The sequence below is a fragment of the Oceanobacillus sp. FSL K6-3682 genome, assembly GCF_037976165.1.
Taxonomy (GTDB): Bacteria; Bacillota; Bacilli; order Bacillales; family Amphibacillaceae; genus Oceanobacillus; species Oceanobacillus sojae.
This window is the reverse complement of sequence record NZ_CP150263.1, coordinates 1,289,744-1,305,764: the sequence shown is the minus strand read 5'-3', so window position 1 is coordinate 1,305,764 and position 16,021 is coordinate 1,289,744. Positions and strand designations below refer to the sequence as shown.

Genomic DNA, 16,021 nt, shown 5'->3' with positions numbered 1-16,021 from the left:
TCCCCACCCCTCTTTCCAATATTACAGAATGACGGATATAAGTAAGGTAATAGCCATCGTTCCATTTACAAGCATCATATTTTTCAAAGATAATGGAAAAGTTTCCAGCTTGCTTTGTTTTTGCCGAAATTGTCTGATACTTTTTGTGATTGGAATCAGAACCAGACAGACAAGTAATACATAAACAGGCAGCACCTGAAGCAGCACAGCACTTACAATCGCTGCAAACGAAAGCAAATAGAGCAGATGAAATAACATTAAGGCATTTTTTCTGCCAATATAGTAAGGAAGGGTAAAGCGTTGATTGGCAATATCCTCTTCCAAATCACAGATATTATTGGCCAGCATGATATTTGCAATAGTCAGCATGCATGGAAGGGAAACCAGCAAAATCTCCAGCAGTAAAAGAACATTCATTTCAAAAATAAGCGTGTATCCGCTAAAGCCAAAATGCGCAATCCCTTGATCAGCAGCATTTACATAGATAGCCAGGAAGGTGATACCCAGCCCCATCGTTACACCAGAAAACACTTCACCAAGCGGCATACGGGACAGCGGAATAGGTCCAAATGTATAAAAAATACCGACTGCAAAGCACAGCATACCAATAATCAGCACAAATAAATCAGTACGGAATACGAGCCAAATCCCTAATAAAGAAGCTATCGTCAGCATAGTAATGATCGATGTCACGACAACTTTTTCAGGAATATTCTTCTGTCCGATAATATTAGATTTCCTGCGATAGTCATCACTCAGTGCCTTCTTATAATCCATGTAGTTATTAATTGCTGTTGTTGTTAAATCAAACAGCAGCATGGCGCTAAAAAAGATAGCCGTATTCAGCGGGGCAAACTCATCATAACGATAGATAACAAATAATATTCCAATTAGAAATGGAAACAAACTTGCCAATTTAGTGCGGATTTCTACCAGCTTCAAAAACGTAGGCAGTGTCATCACAGCCAGCTCCCTCTCATCTATTCTACTAATGTAAAGTCCTCATCTGTCAGTTCAAAGTTATCAACTAAACCATCCGTGATATACACAGTTTTATCCTCCATCACAAAGATAGCTTCTGCACCATCGAAATCCTGAATAAATTCTATGCCCTCTTCCAGGCCTTTTGAAAACAATAAGGTAGAAAGCCCATCTCCATCAACAGAATGTTCACTGACAACAGAAACACTGGCAAGGTCACCCTCAAATGGATATCCAGTCTTTGGATTCAACAAATGATGGTATATTTCACCATCCACTTCTAAATAACGCTCATAAATCCCTGAAGTAACGATGGACTGATCTGTTGCAGTTAATCTGCCAACTGTCTCCCCCTTTCCTGAGAATGGATTTTGGACGCCGACTACCCAGGGATCACCTGATGTTTGATTTCCCATCACATAGATGTTCCCTCCTAAATCAATGACGGCTGTTGTAACACCTTCCTCATCTAACAGCTCCATTACTTCATCAGCGATATATCCTTTAGCAATGGCTCCTAAATCTAATCGCATTCCTGACTCCTTCAGCATAACTGTTTGCTCCGTTTCATCCAGTTCTATTTTTTCATAATCAATCAGCGGCAGTATATCATCGATTTCATCCTGTGACGGTTTTCGGGCACCCTCCATGCCAATATTCCAAAGACTGGTTAACGGGCCGACAGCAATATCAAAAGAACCCTCAGCCATTTCACTGTAATCCTTGCCTTGATTAATAACCTCCCACACATCCTCCGACACATGAACAGGTTCTATTCCTGCCTGTTCATTAATTTCAGCAACCTCTGAACCATTTTCATTTGCTGTCATTTGCCGCTCCAGCTCTTCCATTCGATCAAAGACCTTGTCTAATGCCGATTCTTTATCCTCGTCATAAATCTTAATCGTTACAACTGTTCCTAATAAGAATTCTGTTTCGCTATATGGATTTTTGACTAAGGACGAATCATCTTCTGAGGAATCAGCACTTGTGGAACAGCCTGCGGTGAATAGTATCATCAGTATCATCAGGATATAAATTTGTCTTTTCATTCCCATGCCTCCCTTAATTCTTTTAAATTACAATTAATATAATAAATATCGTTTAATATGTGAAAATAATCACATTAATTTCCTTTGTTTTAAATGTGAATTTTTTCACAATTTTATATGTCAATTGTATAATTTATATTGTATCATGTCTATAAAAAATATAAATAAATCTTTTAATATCAACGATTTTGTCATTAATATGACACAGCTTAATATTTTAAAATATATTTTTAATTTGTGAACTATTTATCAAATGTATGGACATTATTTCTTTATATGTTAGAATAAAATTGTTCAGTTGTTCACAAAGTTAACATTATAGATTACAGAGGAGTGAATACAATGGCGGAGAAGAATATTTTTATTATTGGTGCTGGCTACGCTGGTGTGCATGCAGCTAAAAAGCTTGCAAAAAAATACAAACGTGACGATTCTGTTTCTATTACTCTTATAGATCGGCATTCCTACCATACGATGATGACAGAATTACACGAAGTAGCTGCACACCGTGTAGAGCCTTCTGCTATTCAGTTTGATTTACGGAAATTATTCAATCGTACGAAAGTGAAGCTTATCACAGACAATGTCACTAATGTCGATCATGCGGCACAGACTGTTACAACAGAGCATGATGAGTTTGCTTATGACTACCTGATTCTGGGGATGGGCGGTGAAGCAAACGACTTTGGCACACCTGGTGTAAAAGAGCATGGTTTTACCCTTTGGTCCTGGGAGGATGCTGTCCGAATCCGGCAGCATTTAGAAGATGTTGTCAGACGAGCAGCATTAGAACATGATCCTGTAAAGCGCCGTGCAATGCTTACCTTCACAGTATGTGGTTCCGGTTTTACCGGCATTGAAATGATAGGAGAGCTCATCGAGTGGAAGCATCGTTTAGCAAAGGAAAACAAGCTGGATGAAGAAGAAATCGGGCTGTATGTTGTTGAAGCAGCCTCATCTATCCTAAATATGCTGGACCGGAAAAGTGCGGATAAAGCAGAGAAATATTTAAATAAAAAAGGCGTTACATTGCTTAAAAACTCTCCAATTGTGGAGGTAAAAGAAGATGCCGTCGTATTTAAATCAGGTGAAGCACTTTCCACCCATACCCTGATTTGGACAGCCGGAGTCAAAGCAAATTCCGATACAGAAGATTACGGTATCCCGACCGCCAGAGCAGGACGTCTCAAAGTAAACGAATATATGGAAGCAGAAAATTTAGAGAACGTTTATGTTATTGGCGACTTGGCTTATTTTGAAGAAGAGGAAGGTAAACCAACTCCACAGATTGTAGAAGCTGCCGAACAGACAGGTGTCACAGCAGCTAAATCTATTATTGCAGAAATAGATAACGGCCAAAAAGAAGCCTTTGAAGGAAAATATCATGGTACGATGGTTTCCATTGGCGCCAGATATGGCGTAGCGAATTTGATGGGACTCCGCTTAAGCGGCTGGCTGGCAAATCTGATGAAGCACTTGGTTAATCTGTATTATTTTTTCGGAATAAGAAGCGGCTATTATATGTTTCATTATATTATGCATGAATTTTTCCAGACAAAAGATAAACGCAATATTTTCAGAGATACGATTACCAGATATGGCAATGTTTTATGGAGCTTACCATTGCGGTTGTTTGTCGGGGGTTTTTGGCTCGAGGAGGCAGCCTCTAAAATTTGGGGTGAATCGGTCTGGAGCGAAGTCACTTCAGGATCTGCCGGTATCTCAAGGCTATTTCAAGGAATCGGAGAAGACTCCTGGCTGACAGGAAATAGTGTGAACATGCCATTTGAATGGCTGCAAACAACGACCAGCAGTGCCAGTGAAGCGGTTGATGGCGGTGCTGAGTGGGCTACACCACTTTTGAGTAAAATGCCGGGTATTTTTGAATGGTTTATGCAGATTATGCTGCCGACACCGGAAGTAGCTATCTTTATGCAAAAGGTTATGACCTTTATTGAATTATTTATCGGTCTTGCTATTGTATTTGGTTTATTTACATGGCTTGCAAGTGCTGCAAGTGCCGGGTTCCTGGTGATGTTTACTTTATCTGCAATGCTCGGCTGGGATCAAATCTGGGCTCTTCCTGCTTCCATCGCCTTAATGAATGGTTCCGGACGTTCCATTGGTTTAGATTACTGGGTCGTTCCATGGCTGCAAAGAAAATCAGGTCTGCTTTGGTACGGAAAAGAACGTGCTATTTATAAAGACCGGGAATAAACTCCCGGAATGCTTGCTTAGAAAACAAGATTATATATTTTATAGATTACTATGAAGGCTTACAGGTGAAGCCGCAGGGGGGTAAATGGGAATGAAGGATATTTATCATATGCTGAAACCATGGGATGTTATCTTGACTGTTCTGCTGGTGCTTCTATCTTTTCTTCCTATTGCCATCTTTGTTTCTCAGCAGTCTCAGTATGCCGAAGAGGATTCAGTAAATATTGCGGTGATTACAGTAGATAATGAAGTCGTTGAAGAAATTCAACTGACAGATAATATGGAAACTAGAGAAATAGAGATTGCGATATCCGATCATGATAATAATATTATTGAGGTAGACAACGAGCGTATTCATATTAAAAGCGCCACCTGTCCCGATCAGATATGTGTCCGTACTGGATATATCTCAAGACCGGGCCAGACCATCGTCTGCCTGCCGCATAAGCTCGTGGTAGAAATTCAATCTGACAGCGGCGAGACTGAGGATATCATTATCAGTTCTTAATTCTGTACGTGAAAATGTATCAATGCTCTGAAATAGATGGGAAGGGTCTGCGATGACAAATAATCAGCGTCTTGTATATATTGCGTTATTAGCTGCTCAGGCGGTCATTATCAGTTTAATAGAAAGAGCTATCCCCTCTCCCTTTGCCATCGCTCCAGGGGCAAAGCTCGGCTTAGCAAATATTATTACGTGCATGGCATTATATACGCTGCCTGTAAAAGATGCATCCAAGGTTGTTATGATACGGATTATCCTTGCTACCCTCTTAGGCGGTACAATCTCATCCTTTATGTATAGTGCTGCTGGAGCTGCTTTAAGCTTTCTTGGAATGTGCAGCGTGAAAAAACTCGGGCCGTCCCGCATCAGCTTAATTGGAGTCAGTGTCGCTGGAGCTATCCTGCATAATATCGGACAATTAACAATCGCCAGTTGGGTTGCTCAAACATGGACCGTTCTGCTCTATCTCCCTGTTTTATCCTTTTTCGGTATTCTATCAGGTATTGCCATGGGAATGGTTGCTAATTATTTATTAAATCACGTAGAACAGCTTCACTATTACCGAAGTCTGCAGGAAATGAAATATACACAGCTCAATCAAGCATCCTAGCGTGAAACAAAATCACTATGTTCGTTAAATGGAGGTTATTACAATGACTATCCCAGTTCACCCGATGTGGGAGCCTTATCCCCGCTTACAAGCTGATTTACAGTCTGTTTTACAGGTGATTGAATCCCATCTGCAAATCCATGATAAGCATATTGAAGCAATGATTAAAGAATTAGTCTATTCAGGTGGAAAGCTGCTGCGCCCGGCATACACGCTTTTATGCGCTCAGATTGGCGATATATCAAATCAGGATAAAGAAAGATCTATAGCCGTTGCTGCAGCACTGGAAACATTGCATATGGCAACGCTCATTCATGATGATGTCATTGATGAAGCAGACTTCCGTCACGGGAACCCCACCATTCATACACAGCAAGGCAACCAATTTGCTATCTATTCCGGTGATTATTTATTTTGTGTCTGCTTTACCATTTTATCCAAATATGCCCGTACATTAGCACATCTTGAATTTAATGCGCGCAGTATGGAAAAAATTTTAACAGGTGAACTGGATCAGCTCCATGCACGTTATCAAATAGGTACCAGTATCAAAGACTATTTAGCCCGTATTTCTGGTAAAACCGCACAGCTGTTTGCCGTCAGCTGCTATTCAGGTGCCATTACCAGCCAGGCAACACGAAGACAGACGATGCTTGCCTGGAGTATGGGACACTATATCGGCATGGCATTCCAAATTATTGATGATGTGTTAGATTTTAAAGGGGATTTTAACACTGTGAGAAAACCAACCCTGGCAGATATTCGTCAGGGCATCTATACGCTTCCGCTGATTTATGCCTTACGTGAGCGGCCGGAAAAATTGTCTCCTTATCTAAATAAAAAAGCGGATTTGACAGATGATGAATTAATGGAGGTCCTTGCTATTGTTGAACAGACGAAAGGGATAGAGAAATCCAAGCGGCTTGCCCGAAAGTATATAGACAAAGCATTAAAATCCCTGAGCAAACTGCCGGACGGGGAGTATAAGGAGACTTTGTATGAATTGACTACCATGCTGCTGGATCGAAAAATGTAAATATATCATCTGAAGAATCCATTTTGTATCAAAAAATGGATTCTTCTTTTTATTAAATACTATCTACTGCCCATTATTATTCTAAATACTTCTCTCGCCTCTGTTATCTTTCTCTATTCAAGGGAGACTAAGCTTGGCCATTCTCCCTCCGTCCACTGTATAGACCTGCCCAGTGATAAACGCTGCCTCATCGGCGGCAAGAAAGGCGACAAGTGCTGCTACTTCTTCAGGAGAACCTGTATGGGCAACAGGGTGAATACGTGCAATGTCGTTTCGGAATGCCTCTGCATCAGATGTGTTTTCAATAAAGTTAAGGTTTAGCTCCGTATCAATCCAGCCTGGAGCCACCGCATTACAGCGAATTCCCTCATGACCATGATCTACAGCTACCGCCCGCGTCAGCCCATGAAGTCCAGCTTTAGAAGCATCGTAAGCCGCATGTCCAAGATTAGAAGCTAAGCCTTCCACTGAACCGGTGTTTACGATACTGCCTTTTGTTTTACGCAGATAGGGGAGCGCTGCTTTGATCAGAAGAAAGGGAGTAGTCAGATTCACATTGAGATTACGTTCCCAATCCTCAAGGCTCATTTCTTCAACCGCAATCTCTTGCATCATGCCTGCATTGTTGACCAGTACATCCAGCCTTCCAGCACGGGTAATGACCTCTTCAATGACCTGAGTTGGTGTTTGTGGATTGGAGAAGTCAGCCTCTATCCAATCAAATTCCTCGCCCTTCCTGCGCTGTGCAGTGATAACAGTCGTTCCTTCATCATGCAGCCGACGGGCAATGGCATGACCAATCCCAGAGCGCCCCCCTGTCATCAGTGCAACTTTGTTTTCAAAACACTTCATTTGTTTTGTCATTATCCTATTCTTCCTTATTACTGCGTATAGTTGCCGAGCCCTAGATCTAATACCGATTCAAAGGCAAAGTTATTATATATGGATTTATTTTAGTGTAACATGTTCTTTTAGACTGTTTCGCATTAATTTCTCCACGACATTTTTTGACTCACGTATCGTTTCAGTGTATGAAATACGAATTATTTTTGAAAAAAATATTTCTGTCATATAATATATGGAGAGAAAAATAAATGGATTGATGTTTATCCATAAGGGGGCTCAGTATGAAAAAGATACATGAATTAACTAACATAAAAATGACCGAAGAATTTTTGAATAATCATGCGTTAAGTTTCCTTTTTGTATCCAGACCGGATTGCAGTGTATGTCATGCTATATTACCAAAGGTAAGAGAGCTGCTGGATAACTATCCTCTTATCCATCTTGGTCATATTGATGCTTCCGAGGTAGAAGAAGTAGCAGAAAAGTTCCTGATCTTCACTGTTCCCATCATGCTTTTGATGATAGAAGGCAAAGAATATATACGTGAGGACCGTTTCGTACGTTTTGATCAATTAGAAGAAAAGCTGGATCAAATATATGGAATGTATACGGAGTAAATTATACTTTCAAGTTGGACGGGAAAATCACAAGATGCTATTTATATATTTATCAATTGATCCTTCCCGATTCTTCTCCAGAATTTAAAGAAAGATTCCCTTTTCTTTCCTTGCTGTGCATAACTCTCAATAATTCTCTCTACAATTTTATATAATTCTTCCGGCTCCAGGTTTTCTTTCAAAAGCATCCCCACTTCTGCATCAAATCCCTTGCCTTTTCCACCTACATATAAATTGTACTGATCCTTGAATTTCATCACGCCTATATCGCTGATCATTGGTTCTCCACAGCCAATTGGACAGCCCGTATAAGCCATCTTTAATGTAAAAGGAACTTGTTTGCCGGCAAACCGTTTATTGAGCTCTTTCGCTACAGGCATCCCTTCCCGTTCTTCCCCTTTACAGAAATTACAGGTTCTCAGGCTCTTAACATAACTTCCGACTGGATAACAAGCTAATCCTACACTTTCAAATTCCTTTACAATCTCTTCTTTTTTGTTTTCTGCAATTTCAATATAAAGCTGTTGAAAAGTGGTTAATTCCAGCCCCTCATTTTCATCCATATACTTGGAAATGGTCACCAGCTGCTTGGCATTTAGTTTTGATCCAAATCCAATACCTCCATTGACAGCTATTTTTATCTTTTTATCATCACTTTCCATATGGAGTCCCCCCGTCCCTACTTTTATCATCTTTTATACAATACGCCTGTAAGGTATTTATAATGATAAAAAATAATTAGATCCCATAAAGAAATAAAATATTCTTCAAATTTATTTATGGAATCTGTATATTTCTGTCAGCTAACTTCTAACAGCTTCTTAATTTCTTTTTTATTTTGCTCAAATCCAGTCATACTCTTCACTTTCTTCCTTAAACCCAGCATAGAAGATCGAGAAAAAACGATGCCGGGAACGATTCTGTTTCCTGTTATCTTTTTTAATTCTTTCTCTTTTTCAGGCTGCTTTGCTAAGTCGTATTGTTTATGCGGGATTTGATGTTCTTCCAAGAAATTTTTCAAGTCCTGGCAATCTGAGCAAGTCGGTCTCGTATAGATTTCCAAATGATATTCAGTCATCTGTTAACTTACCTCCTCCAGGTATGATGCTATCTGTTATTTACTTACTTCAATAATAAATGAATAGATGTGCACCTTATCACCAAATTGAAATTCTGCCCAAATTTTATACATTCCCTGCTTCGGAAAATGAGCATGGAATGTTGTTGTGTCATCTGAATCCGGATGAACATGGATATATTGTTCTGCAGCTTCATCTACAATGACCACATGACCTAAAGCACCTAGATGCGGCTCAGGAGTTTCTCCGTGCATATTAAAATTTAAAGGAACTGCTTTACCTGCCTCTGCTTTGACATTCTCTAACGTAACAGTTTTTCCATCCATTTCTTTGATCCAATCATCGTCAGGCTTTAAGGCGGCTTTACCTGTTTCATTCGTTCCGACCTGAACCGTATTTGGAGCTGCCTGATATGCTTTTTTCTTTGGCGTAATATCAACAAAAGCTTTGTACGTACCATCATTTAAATGGTGGTTAATCGTATAAAGTCCATCCTGCTCTTTTTCTGGATGCAAATGATAATAATGCTCCAAATCGTTGGATACCATAATAAAATGCAATTCTTTTTCATGTGCCAAGGCCAGTTCCGGCGCTTTTCCAGTATTATCTTCTAAGGATATAGATATTTTTCCATCCTTATACGTTACCGTTGCTTTAACCTCTGACTCATCTGAATAATTATGGTGGTGGTGACTATGATCCATATTATCTTCCTCCTTTGATTTTCTTTCCTATCGTGAAACAGGAATCTTACGGCCATTTACACGACGATAAAACTTAATCTGCCGGTAATAACTCTTCCTCTGTTACCCATTTATGGTTTTGGACTTTTTCGCCAGTATCTGTTGTTTCAAAATTAACCATATAAACAGTCGTTTCATCTGCTGAATCGATTTCTGCATTAGCACCATCCATTCCTTCCATATGGTCTGCATTTAATACAACCTCCGTACCAGGTTCTAGTGATGCAGCATCTGCGTTTTCCAGCTCTTCATGGATAACCCACTTATGATTTTCGATTTCCTGCCCATCATCTGTCGTATAAGATACAGTGTAAACTGTCGTATCAAATGCACCGGAGATTTCTGCAACAGCACCGTCCATACCTGGCATATGGTCCGCGCTGATTATTGCTTCACTGCCGATTTCAAATGTCGGATCGACTGCTTCTTGAAGAACTGCAGGGATTTCTCCAGAGCTTGACATTTCTTCAGCTGAATGGTTCATCTCTTCATGTTCCTCATGACTCTGAGTTTCTTCATTAGAGTGTCCATCATGTTCCATCTCTCCACTTGCAAACGGATTTTGGCCAGAAACAACACTAAACACTACAAAAACAGCTGCTACATAAATAATCCCTAAGGAAACCCATTTCTTAATAGACATATTATTGTCCCCCTTTCAGCTTCAAGCGTTGTAATCGTAAAGCGTTTAATACAACCGATACAGAACTGAATGCCATAGCCGCTCCCGCAACCCATGGAGCGAGCAGTCCTATTGCTGCAACCGGAATGGAAGCTGAATTATAGAAGAAGGCAAAGAACAGGTTTTGTTTGATATTACGCATTGTTTTTGCACTAATTTCTACACTGTCTGCCGCACTATTTAAGTCCCCGCGCATCAGTGTAATATCTGCAGCTTCAATGGCTACATCTGTTCCTGTACCAATTGCCATTCCAATATCTGCTACGGCTAATGCTGGTGCGTCATTAACACCGTCACCTACCATAGCGACTTTTTTACCTTCCAGTTGAAGATTTTTTATTTCATCTGCTTTTTGTTCCGGTACTACTTCTGCGATTACACGATCAATTCCGACCTGTTTCCCTATCGCATTGGCAGTCCGTTGATTATCCCCGGTCAGCATAATGACTTCCAGACCTTGCTCGTGCATTCTCTGAATAGCCGCTTTAGATGTCTCTTTTACTGTATCAGCAACTGTGATAACGCCCGCTAATTGATTTTCCAAACCGATTAACATCGCTGTTTTCCCATCTGATTCAAGCTTTGCCATGTTATCTTCTACAGAAGAAACATCAATATTCTCCCGTTTCATCAGTTTCCTTGTACCGACAAAAATCATTTTTCCATCTACAGAAGCTTGGATACCGTATCCTGGTATTGCTTCAAAAGAATCGGTTTCTCTAATCTGAACACCTTTTGCTTTTGCACCTTTTACAATTGCTTCTGCAAGCGGGTGTTCTGAATTATTTTCAGCAGTAGCCACTAAAGCAAGCACTTCTTCTTCTGAAAATCCTTTTTCTGGCAGAACATCTGTTAATTCAGGTTCCCCCTTGGTTACCGTTCCTGTTTTATCTAAAACAATCGTATTCAGGTTACGTGTATTTTCTAAATACTCTCCGCCTTTAAACAAGACTCCCAGCTCTGCTGCTCTTCCTGAACCAGCCATCACAGATGTCGGAGTAGCCAGACCAAGCGCACAAGGGCAGGCAATAACCAATACTGTAATCGCAGGGACTAAAGCAGAACGTAAGTCACCAGGTGCTACGAAGAAATACCATACAAGCCCGGTCACCAGTGCTATTCCTACAACAATGGGAACAAATACGCCAGATACACGGTCAGCAACGCGCTGAATATCAGCTTTACTTCCCTGTGCTTCCTCAACGACCTTTACAATTTGAGAAAGGGCCGTATCCTTACCAACCTTTGTAGCCTCAATGGTTAACAATCCATTCTTATTGATTGTGGAACCAATAGCTGCGTCGCCTGTTTTCTTATCAACAGGGATACTTTCCCCAGTAATCATCGATTCATCAACTGCGGACTCCCCTTTAACGATTTGGCCATCCACAGGAATTTTCTCACCAGGACGAACCATAACAGTATCGCCAACGATTACTTCTTCAATTGCAATTTCCTGTTCTTCCCCATTTCTTATCACACGGGCAGTTTTTGCCTGCATACCAAGCAATTTTTGTATTGCCTGACCTGTTCTTCCCTTAGCACGAACTTCAAATAGTTTTCCAAGCAGGATTAAAGTGATAATTACTGCAGCTGCTTCAAAATAAAGCTCTGGCATGCCAACCTGGCCTTGTATTTGCCACTCAATCCCTAAGAAAATACTATAAATGAAAGCAACCGATGTACCTAATGCGACAAGGACATCCATATTAGCGCTGCCGTTTTTCAGTGCTTTATATGCAGATTTATAAAATTGTGCCCCGACGATAAATTGTACAGGTGCAGCTAAAGCTAATTGTACCCACGGATTCATTAACATATCCGGGGAATAGATAAACGACGTAAACTCAAAGTGTGTTACCATCGTCCACAATAATGGTAATGTCAAAATAGCTGAAAAGATAAATTTCCCTGTCTGATGACGAATTTCTTCCTCTTTATTATTTGCTGTTTCTTCTTTAGATGCCTGTACTTTTAAGCTGTATCCTAACTTTTTTACTGCCTCCATCATATCGTTGACAGTGACCTGACTCTGATCATAATCTACTGCCACATTTTCTAAAGCAAAGTTAACAGAAGCGTTAGAGACGCCTTCCATTTTATTTAAACGTTTTTCAATTTTATTAGCACATGCAGCACAGGTCATACCCGAAATATCGAATGTTTGTTTATCGTGTGCAACGTGATAGCCTAATTTCTCAATTTTATCTTCAAAATCCTGTACATTTGTTTTGTCAGGATCATAAACAACTTTTGTTTTTTCAATAGCAAAGTTGACATTTGCATTTTCCACGCCGTCTATTTTATTGAGACCTTTTTCAATTCTATTGGCACATGCAGCACAAGTCATCCCTTGTATTTGTAAGTTTACTTCCTTTTGTGCTCCCATTGTTCTCACCTCTCTATATACCGCATAGGGGTATTTAAATTTCAAAAAGGGAATCGTGCTGAAGCAGCACGATTACTCCCTTTTATTTAAGCAACATCATAGCCTTGTTCTTCTATTACTTCTGTAATATCTTTTAATTCTACTTTATCAGCATTGTATGTTACATCTACTTTTCCATCTTCTAAATGCACTTTTACTGATTCAACTCCATCTAATTCTCCTACGTTTCCTTCAATAGAATTGACGCAATGGCCACATGACATTCCTTGTACATTAAGTGTTATATTTTCCATGTAAATTACCTCCTAATTTTAAATCCACTTTCATATTACCATACCCTAGATAGGTATTGTCAATAATAAAATTTTTTATTTCATTATTTTTGAGATAGTTGTCATAAATTCTGTTACGATTTCAGGATCTTTATTCTCTAACCTATCAATTACACAAGTATTTATATGACTTTCCAGAAGCAGACGTGAAACAGAATGCAGTGCAGATTGTACCGCCGACATTTGCGTTAAAATATCATCACAATATACATTCCGGTCAATCATTCGTTTAACTCCTTTGACCTGTCCTTCAATCCGGCTCATGCGATTCATTAAATTTCGTTGAAGCTCATCCGGCATATGCGTGCCGGACTCTTCTCCTTCTTCCATACAACACATTTTCTTCTGATCTATCGGATTCATTTGTTCCGCTGTTTTCCCCATATCTATTCTCCTCTCTTATTTCAAGGATTAGTTAAGACTAATTTGTTTATAAATCCATCATACTATACCCCTATAAGGTATGTCGAATTATTATTATTTGTCTAAAAAACAAAAAAGGTTTATATACCAGCAGATAGTATATATATAATACTGTATAATGAAGGAAATAAAAAAAGCAGATAGCGGAGGTATTCTTATGAAAACAATTGGCCTGATAGGTGGAATGAGTTGGGAATCTTCAGCTGAATATTATCGAATCATCAATGAAGAAGTTAAAAGTAAGTTAGGTGGATTACACTCTGCTAAATGTCTTTTATACAGCGTTGATTTTGAAGAAATTGAACGATTCCAGGCAGAAGGCAGATGGGACGAAGCAGGGAAACGCTTAGGAGATGCAGCTTATTCATTAGAAAAATCAGGAGCAGATTTTATCGTTATTTGTACAAACACCATGCATAAAGTAGTGAAGGATATAGAAGCAAGAATTGATATTCCTGTCCTTCATATTGCAGATGCAACCGCCAATCAAATAGCAAAGTCCAATCTGCATACAGTTGGATTGCTGGGCACCAAATACACGATGGAACAGGATTTTTATAAAGCGCGGATCAAGTCAAATGGGATAAACATTTTAATACCTGACGATACGGAAAGAGAAATAATTAATAAGATTATCTTTGAAGAGCTGTGTTTGGGTAATATTAAACAATCATCAAGAAACGATTACAAGGAAGTTATCCATCACTTAATTAATCAGGGTGCAGAAGGAATCATTCTGGGATGTACGGAAATTGGAATGTTAGTTAAGCAGGAGGATTCCGAAGTACCTTTATTTGATACTGCTGAAATACATGCCATAGAGGCTGTTCATAAAGCGTTAGGAATTTAATCACATTTAATAGCTTGGCATTATATGGTGAAACAGCTTCAGCTATCATCCTAAAACAGCGGGTTCTTCTTCGTAGCCCACTGTTTTTAGAATTTACTTTATAACATGGATATAAACGTACCCCCAAGAGCTCCAGTCACAACAATGATCCAAGGAGGCAGCTTGAAGTAAACCAGCATACTAAAAAGGATGGCAGCAAAAGCAAAATCAATCGGCTCAAGAATTGTGCTCGTCCAAATAGGATGATAGAAAGCGGAAATTAATATTCCTACTACAGCAGCATTCACACCCATAAGCGCACCTTTCATTTTATGATTGCTTCTTATTTGATTCCAAAAAGGCAGTGCGCCTAAGATAAGCAGAAATGCCGGTAAAAAAATAGCCACAGTTGCTACTAATCCACCCTTCCACCCGCTGATAACAGCTCCGATATAGGCAGCAAATGTAAATAATGGACCGGGAACTGCCTGTGTGGCCCCGTAGCCAGCTAAAAACGAAGCTTCGTCCATCCAGCCTGTCGGGACAAATTCACGCTCCAGCAACGGCAAAACAACATGTCCTCCACCAAAAACAAGAGATCCAGAGCGATAAAAACTATCAAACATAGCAATCCAATTCAATGTGGTCATCTCTCTTAAAATAGGAAGAAAAACAAGCAGTCCAAAAAATAACGATAAACAGATTACCCCCAGCTTTTGGGAAATCGGGAAAATAAAATCCGCTTTCTCATTATCAGCATGATTTTTATAAACTATATAGCCAATCAGTCCTGCTAGTAAAATAACACCAACTTGTATAAAGGCAGTTTGCCATAATAAAGTTATTATTAAAGCAAACAATGCAATCGATTTGCGCTTTAAATCAGGTGTCAATTTTGGGGCCATTCCCAAAATCGCATGCGCCACTATAGCTACTGCGACAATTTTTAGTCCCTGAATCCAACCGGCTCCTTCCATAGATGAGCCTTGTAAAAACAAAGCAAGTATAATTAATGCCAGTACAGAAGGAAGTGTAAAGCCGATAAAAGCAAGAATTCCTCCGGGTACCCCTCCACGCATGACGCCGATTCCTATACCGACTTGACTGCTGGCAGGCCCCGGCAAAAATTGACACAGGGCAACCAGATCGCTGTAACTTCTTTCATCCATCCATTTTCTTTTCCGGACATATTCTTCATGAAAATATCCAAGATGCGCTATCGGTCCGCCAAAGGATGTCAATCCCAGCCGTGCAGAAATAAACAGAATTTCTAATAGAAGCTTTAATTTTCCTTTTTCTTCACTATGCTTCATTTTACACACCCTTTCCTATCAATCTATTATTTCTTTAAACAGTTCATATGCCTTCTCCCGGCCTTCCACCAGAACCTCCTCCCCTTTTTCTGTAGCAGTGTAATATTTTCTTATTTTCCCGTCTACATTACGTTCCTCCATACGCAAAAGTCCATCCTTTTCCATGGAATGAAGAATTGGGTACAGGGTGCCAGGACTTATCGTATAGCCATGCCTTCTCAACTCACCCAGCATCCATGCACCAAAAATAGGTTCTTCCATTGCATGATACAGAATATGTATTTGCATAAATCCTAAAAATAACTTTCTTAATAATTTATCTTCCAATGGAATCGTCTCCTGCACTATCAATATCTAAACTTGATAT

At 39.7% G+C, this 16,021-nt stretch carries 18 protein-coding genes; 6 read left to right on the top strand and 12 right to left on the bottom strand.

The annotated features are described in order from the left end of the window. Positions 1–21 precede the first annotated feature (21 nt). Positions 22–960: a 1,4-dihydroxy-2-naphthoate polyprenyltransferase gene (menA, locus tag MHH51_RS06710; RefSeq protein ID WP_339285144.1), complete on the bottom strand. Its 939-nt coding sequence runs from the start codon at positions 958–960 to the stop codon at positions 22–24. 20 nt (positions 961–980) lie between these two features. Beyond that, positions 981–2,033 (bottom strand): FAD:protein FMN transferase, encoded by a 1,053-nt coding sequence (locus tag MHH51_RS06705; protein WP_339285142.1) that lies wholly within the window; start codon positions 2,031–2,033, stop codon positions 981–983. Positions 2,034–2,375: 342 nt separating this feature from the next. Between MHH51_RS06705 and MHH51_RS06700 the strand changes: the two genes are divergently transcribed. The 4 genes from MHH51_RS06700 (at position 2,376) to MHH51_RS06685 (ending at position 6,401) form a co-directional block, all read left to right on the top strand. Next, complete coding sequence (locus MHH51_RS06700; protein WP_339285140.1) at positions 2,376–4,250, top strand: FAD-dependent oxidoreductase; 1,875 nt, start codon at positions 2,376–2,378, stop codon at positions 4,248–4,250. Positions 4,251–4,341: 91 nt separating this feature from the next. Further along, positions 4,342–4,758 carry a NusG domain II-containing protein gene (locus tag MHH51_RS06695; RefSeq protein WP_339285138.1) on the top strand — a complete coding sequence of 139 codons (417 nt, stop codon included), beginning with the start codon at positions 4,342–4,344 and terminating at the stop codon, positions 4,756–4,758. A 52-nt stretch (positions 4,759–4,810) separates the two neighbouring features. Beyond that, positions 4,811–5,365 (top strand): Gx transporter family protein, encoded by a 555-nt coding sequence (locus MHH51_RS06690; protein ID WP_339285136.1) that lies wholly within the window; start codon positions 4,811–4,813, stop codon positions 5,363–5,365. 49 nt (positions 5,366–5,414) lie between these two features. Next, positions 5,415–6,401: a polyprenyl synthetase family protein gene (locus tag MHH51_RS06685; protein ID WP_339286271.1), complete on the top strand. Its 987-nt coding sequence runs from the start codon at positions 5,415–5,417 to the stop codon at positions 6,399–6,401. A 117-nt stretch (positions 6,402–6,518) separates the two neighbouring features. Here the strand turns inward: MHH51_RS06685 and MHH51_RS06680 are convergent, their stop codons facing one another. Beyond that, positions 6,519–7,223 (bottom strand): SDR family oxidoreductase, encoded by a 705-nt coding sequence (locus MHH51_RS06680; protein ID WP_339285134.1) that lies wholly within the window; start codon positions 7,221–7,223, stop codon positions 6,519–6,521. A gap of 305 nt (positions 7,224–7,528) precedes the next feature. On the opposite strand from MHH51_RS06680, the gene MHH51_RS06675 reads away from it, so the two are divergent. Beyond that, positions 7,529–7,864: a thioredoxin family protein gene (locus MHH51_RS06675; protein WP_339285133.1), complete on the top strand. Its 336-nt coding sequence runs from the start codon at positions 7,529–7,531 to the stop codon at positions 7,862–7,864. 41 nt (positions 7,865–7,905) lie between these two features. Here MHH51_RS06675 and MHH51_RS06670 read toward each other — a convergent pair whose 3' ends face one another. The 7 genes from MHH51_RS06670 to MHH51_RS06640 form a co-directional block, all read right to left on the bottom strand. Further along, entirely contained in the window at positions 7,906–8,526 is a 621-nt protein-coding gene (locus MHH51_RS06670) for a nitrite reductase (protein ID WP_339285131.1), read from the bottom strand. A gap of 137 nt (positions 8,527–8,663) precedes the next feature. Further along, positions 8,664–8,942: a glutaredoxin family protein gene (locus MHH51_RS06665; protein WP_339285129.1), complete on the bottom strand. Its 279-nt coding sequence runs from the start codon at positions 8,940–8,942 to the stop codon at positions 8,664–8,666. Between the two features lie 36 nt (positions 8,943–8,978). After that, positions 8,979–9,647, bottom strand: a complete 669-nt coding sequence (locus MHH51_RS06660; RefSeq protein WP_339285127.1) for a hypothetical protein — start codon at positions 9,645–9,647, stop codon at positions 8,979–8,981. Between the two features lie 73 nt (positions 9,648–9,720). After that, positions 9,721–10,227: a YdhK family protein gene (locus MHH51_RS06655; protein ID WP_339286269.1), complete on the bottom strand. Its 507-nt coding sequence runs from the start codon at positions 10,225–10,227 to the stop codon at positions 9,721–9,723. A 103-nt stretch (positions 10,228–10,330) separates the two neighbouring features. After that, positions 10,331–12,757 (bottom strand): heavy metal translocating P-type ATPase, encoded by a 2,427-nt coding sequence (locus MHH51_RS06650; RefSeq protein ID WP_339285125.1) that lies wholly within the window; start codon positions 12,755–12,757, stop codon positions 10,331–10,333. An 86-nt stretch (positions 12,758–12,843) separates the two neighbouring features. Then, positions 12,844–13,050 carry a copper chaperone CopZ gene (copZ, locus tag MHH51_RS06645; protein ID WP_077604021.1) on the bottom strand — a complete coding sequence of 69 codons (207 nt, stop codon included), beginning with the start codon at positions 13,048–13,050 and terminating at the stop codon, positions 12,844–12,846. Between the two features lie 75 nt (positions 13,051–13,125). After that, complete coding sequence (locus tag MHH51_RS06640; protein WP_339285122.1) at positions 13,126–13,473, bottom strand: metal-sensing transcriptional repressor; 348 nt, start codon at positions 13,471–13,473, stop codon at positions 13,126–13,128. A gap of 196 nt (positions 13,474–13,669) precedes the next feature. Here MHH51_RS06640 and MHH51_RS06635 point away from each other — a divergent pair, with 196 nt between their 5' ends. Next, positions 13,670–14,362 carry an aspartate/glutamate racemase family protein gene (locus tag MHH51_RS06635; RefSeq protein ID WP_339285120.1) on the top strand — a complete coding sequence of 231 codons (693 nt, stop codon included), beginning with the start codon at positions 13,670–13,672 and terminating at the stop codon, positions 14,360–14,362. A 98-nt stretch (positions 14,363–14,460) separates the two neighbouring features. Here MHH51_RS06635 and MHH51_RS06630 read toward each other — a convergent pair whose 3' ends face one another. Beyond that, on the bottom strand, positions 14,461–15,654 hold the full coding sequence (locus tag MHH51_RS06630; RefSeq protein WP_339285118.1) for a chromate transporter: 1,194 nt from the start codon (positions 15,652–15,654) through the stop codon (positions 14,461–14,463). A gap of 18 nt (positions 15,655–15,672) precedes the next feature. After that, the gene (locus tag MHH51_RS06625; RefSeq protein WP_156988379.1) at positions 15,673–15,981 is read right to left on the bottom strand and encodes a PadR family transcriptional regulator; all 309 of its coding nucleotides are present in this window, start codon (positions 15,979–15,981) and stop codon (positions 15,673–15,675) included. Positions 15,982–16,021 lie beyond the last annotated feature (40 nt).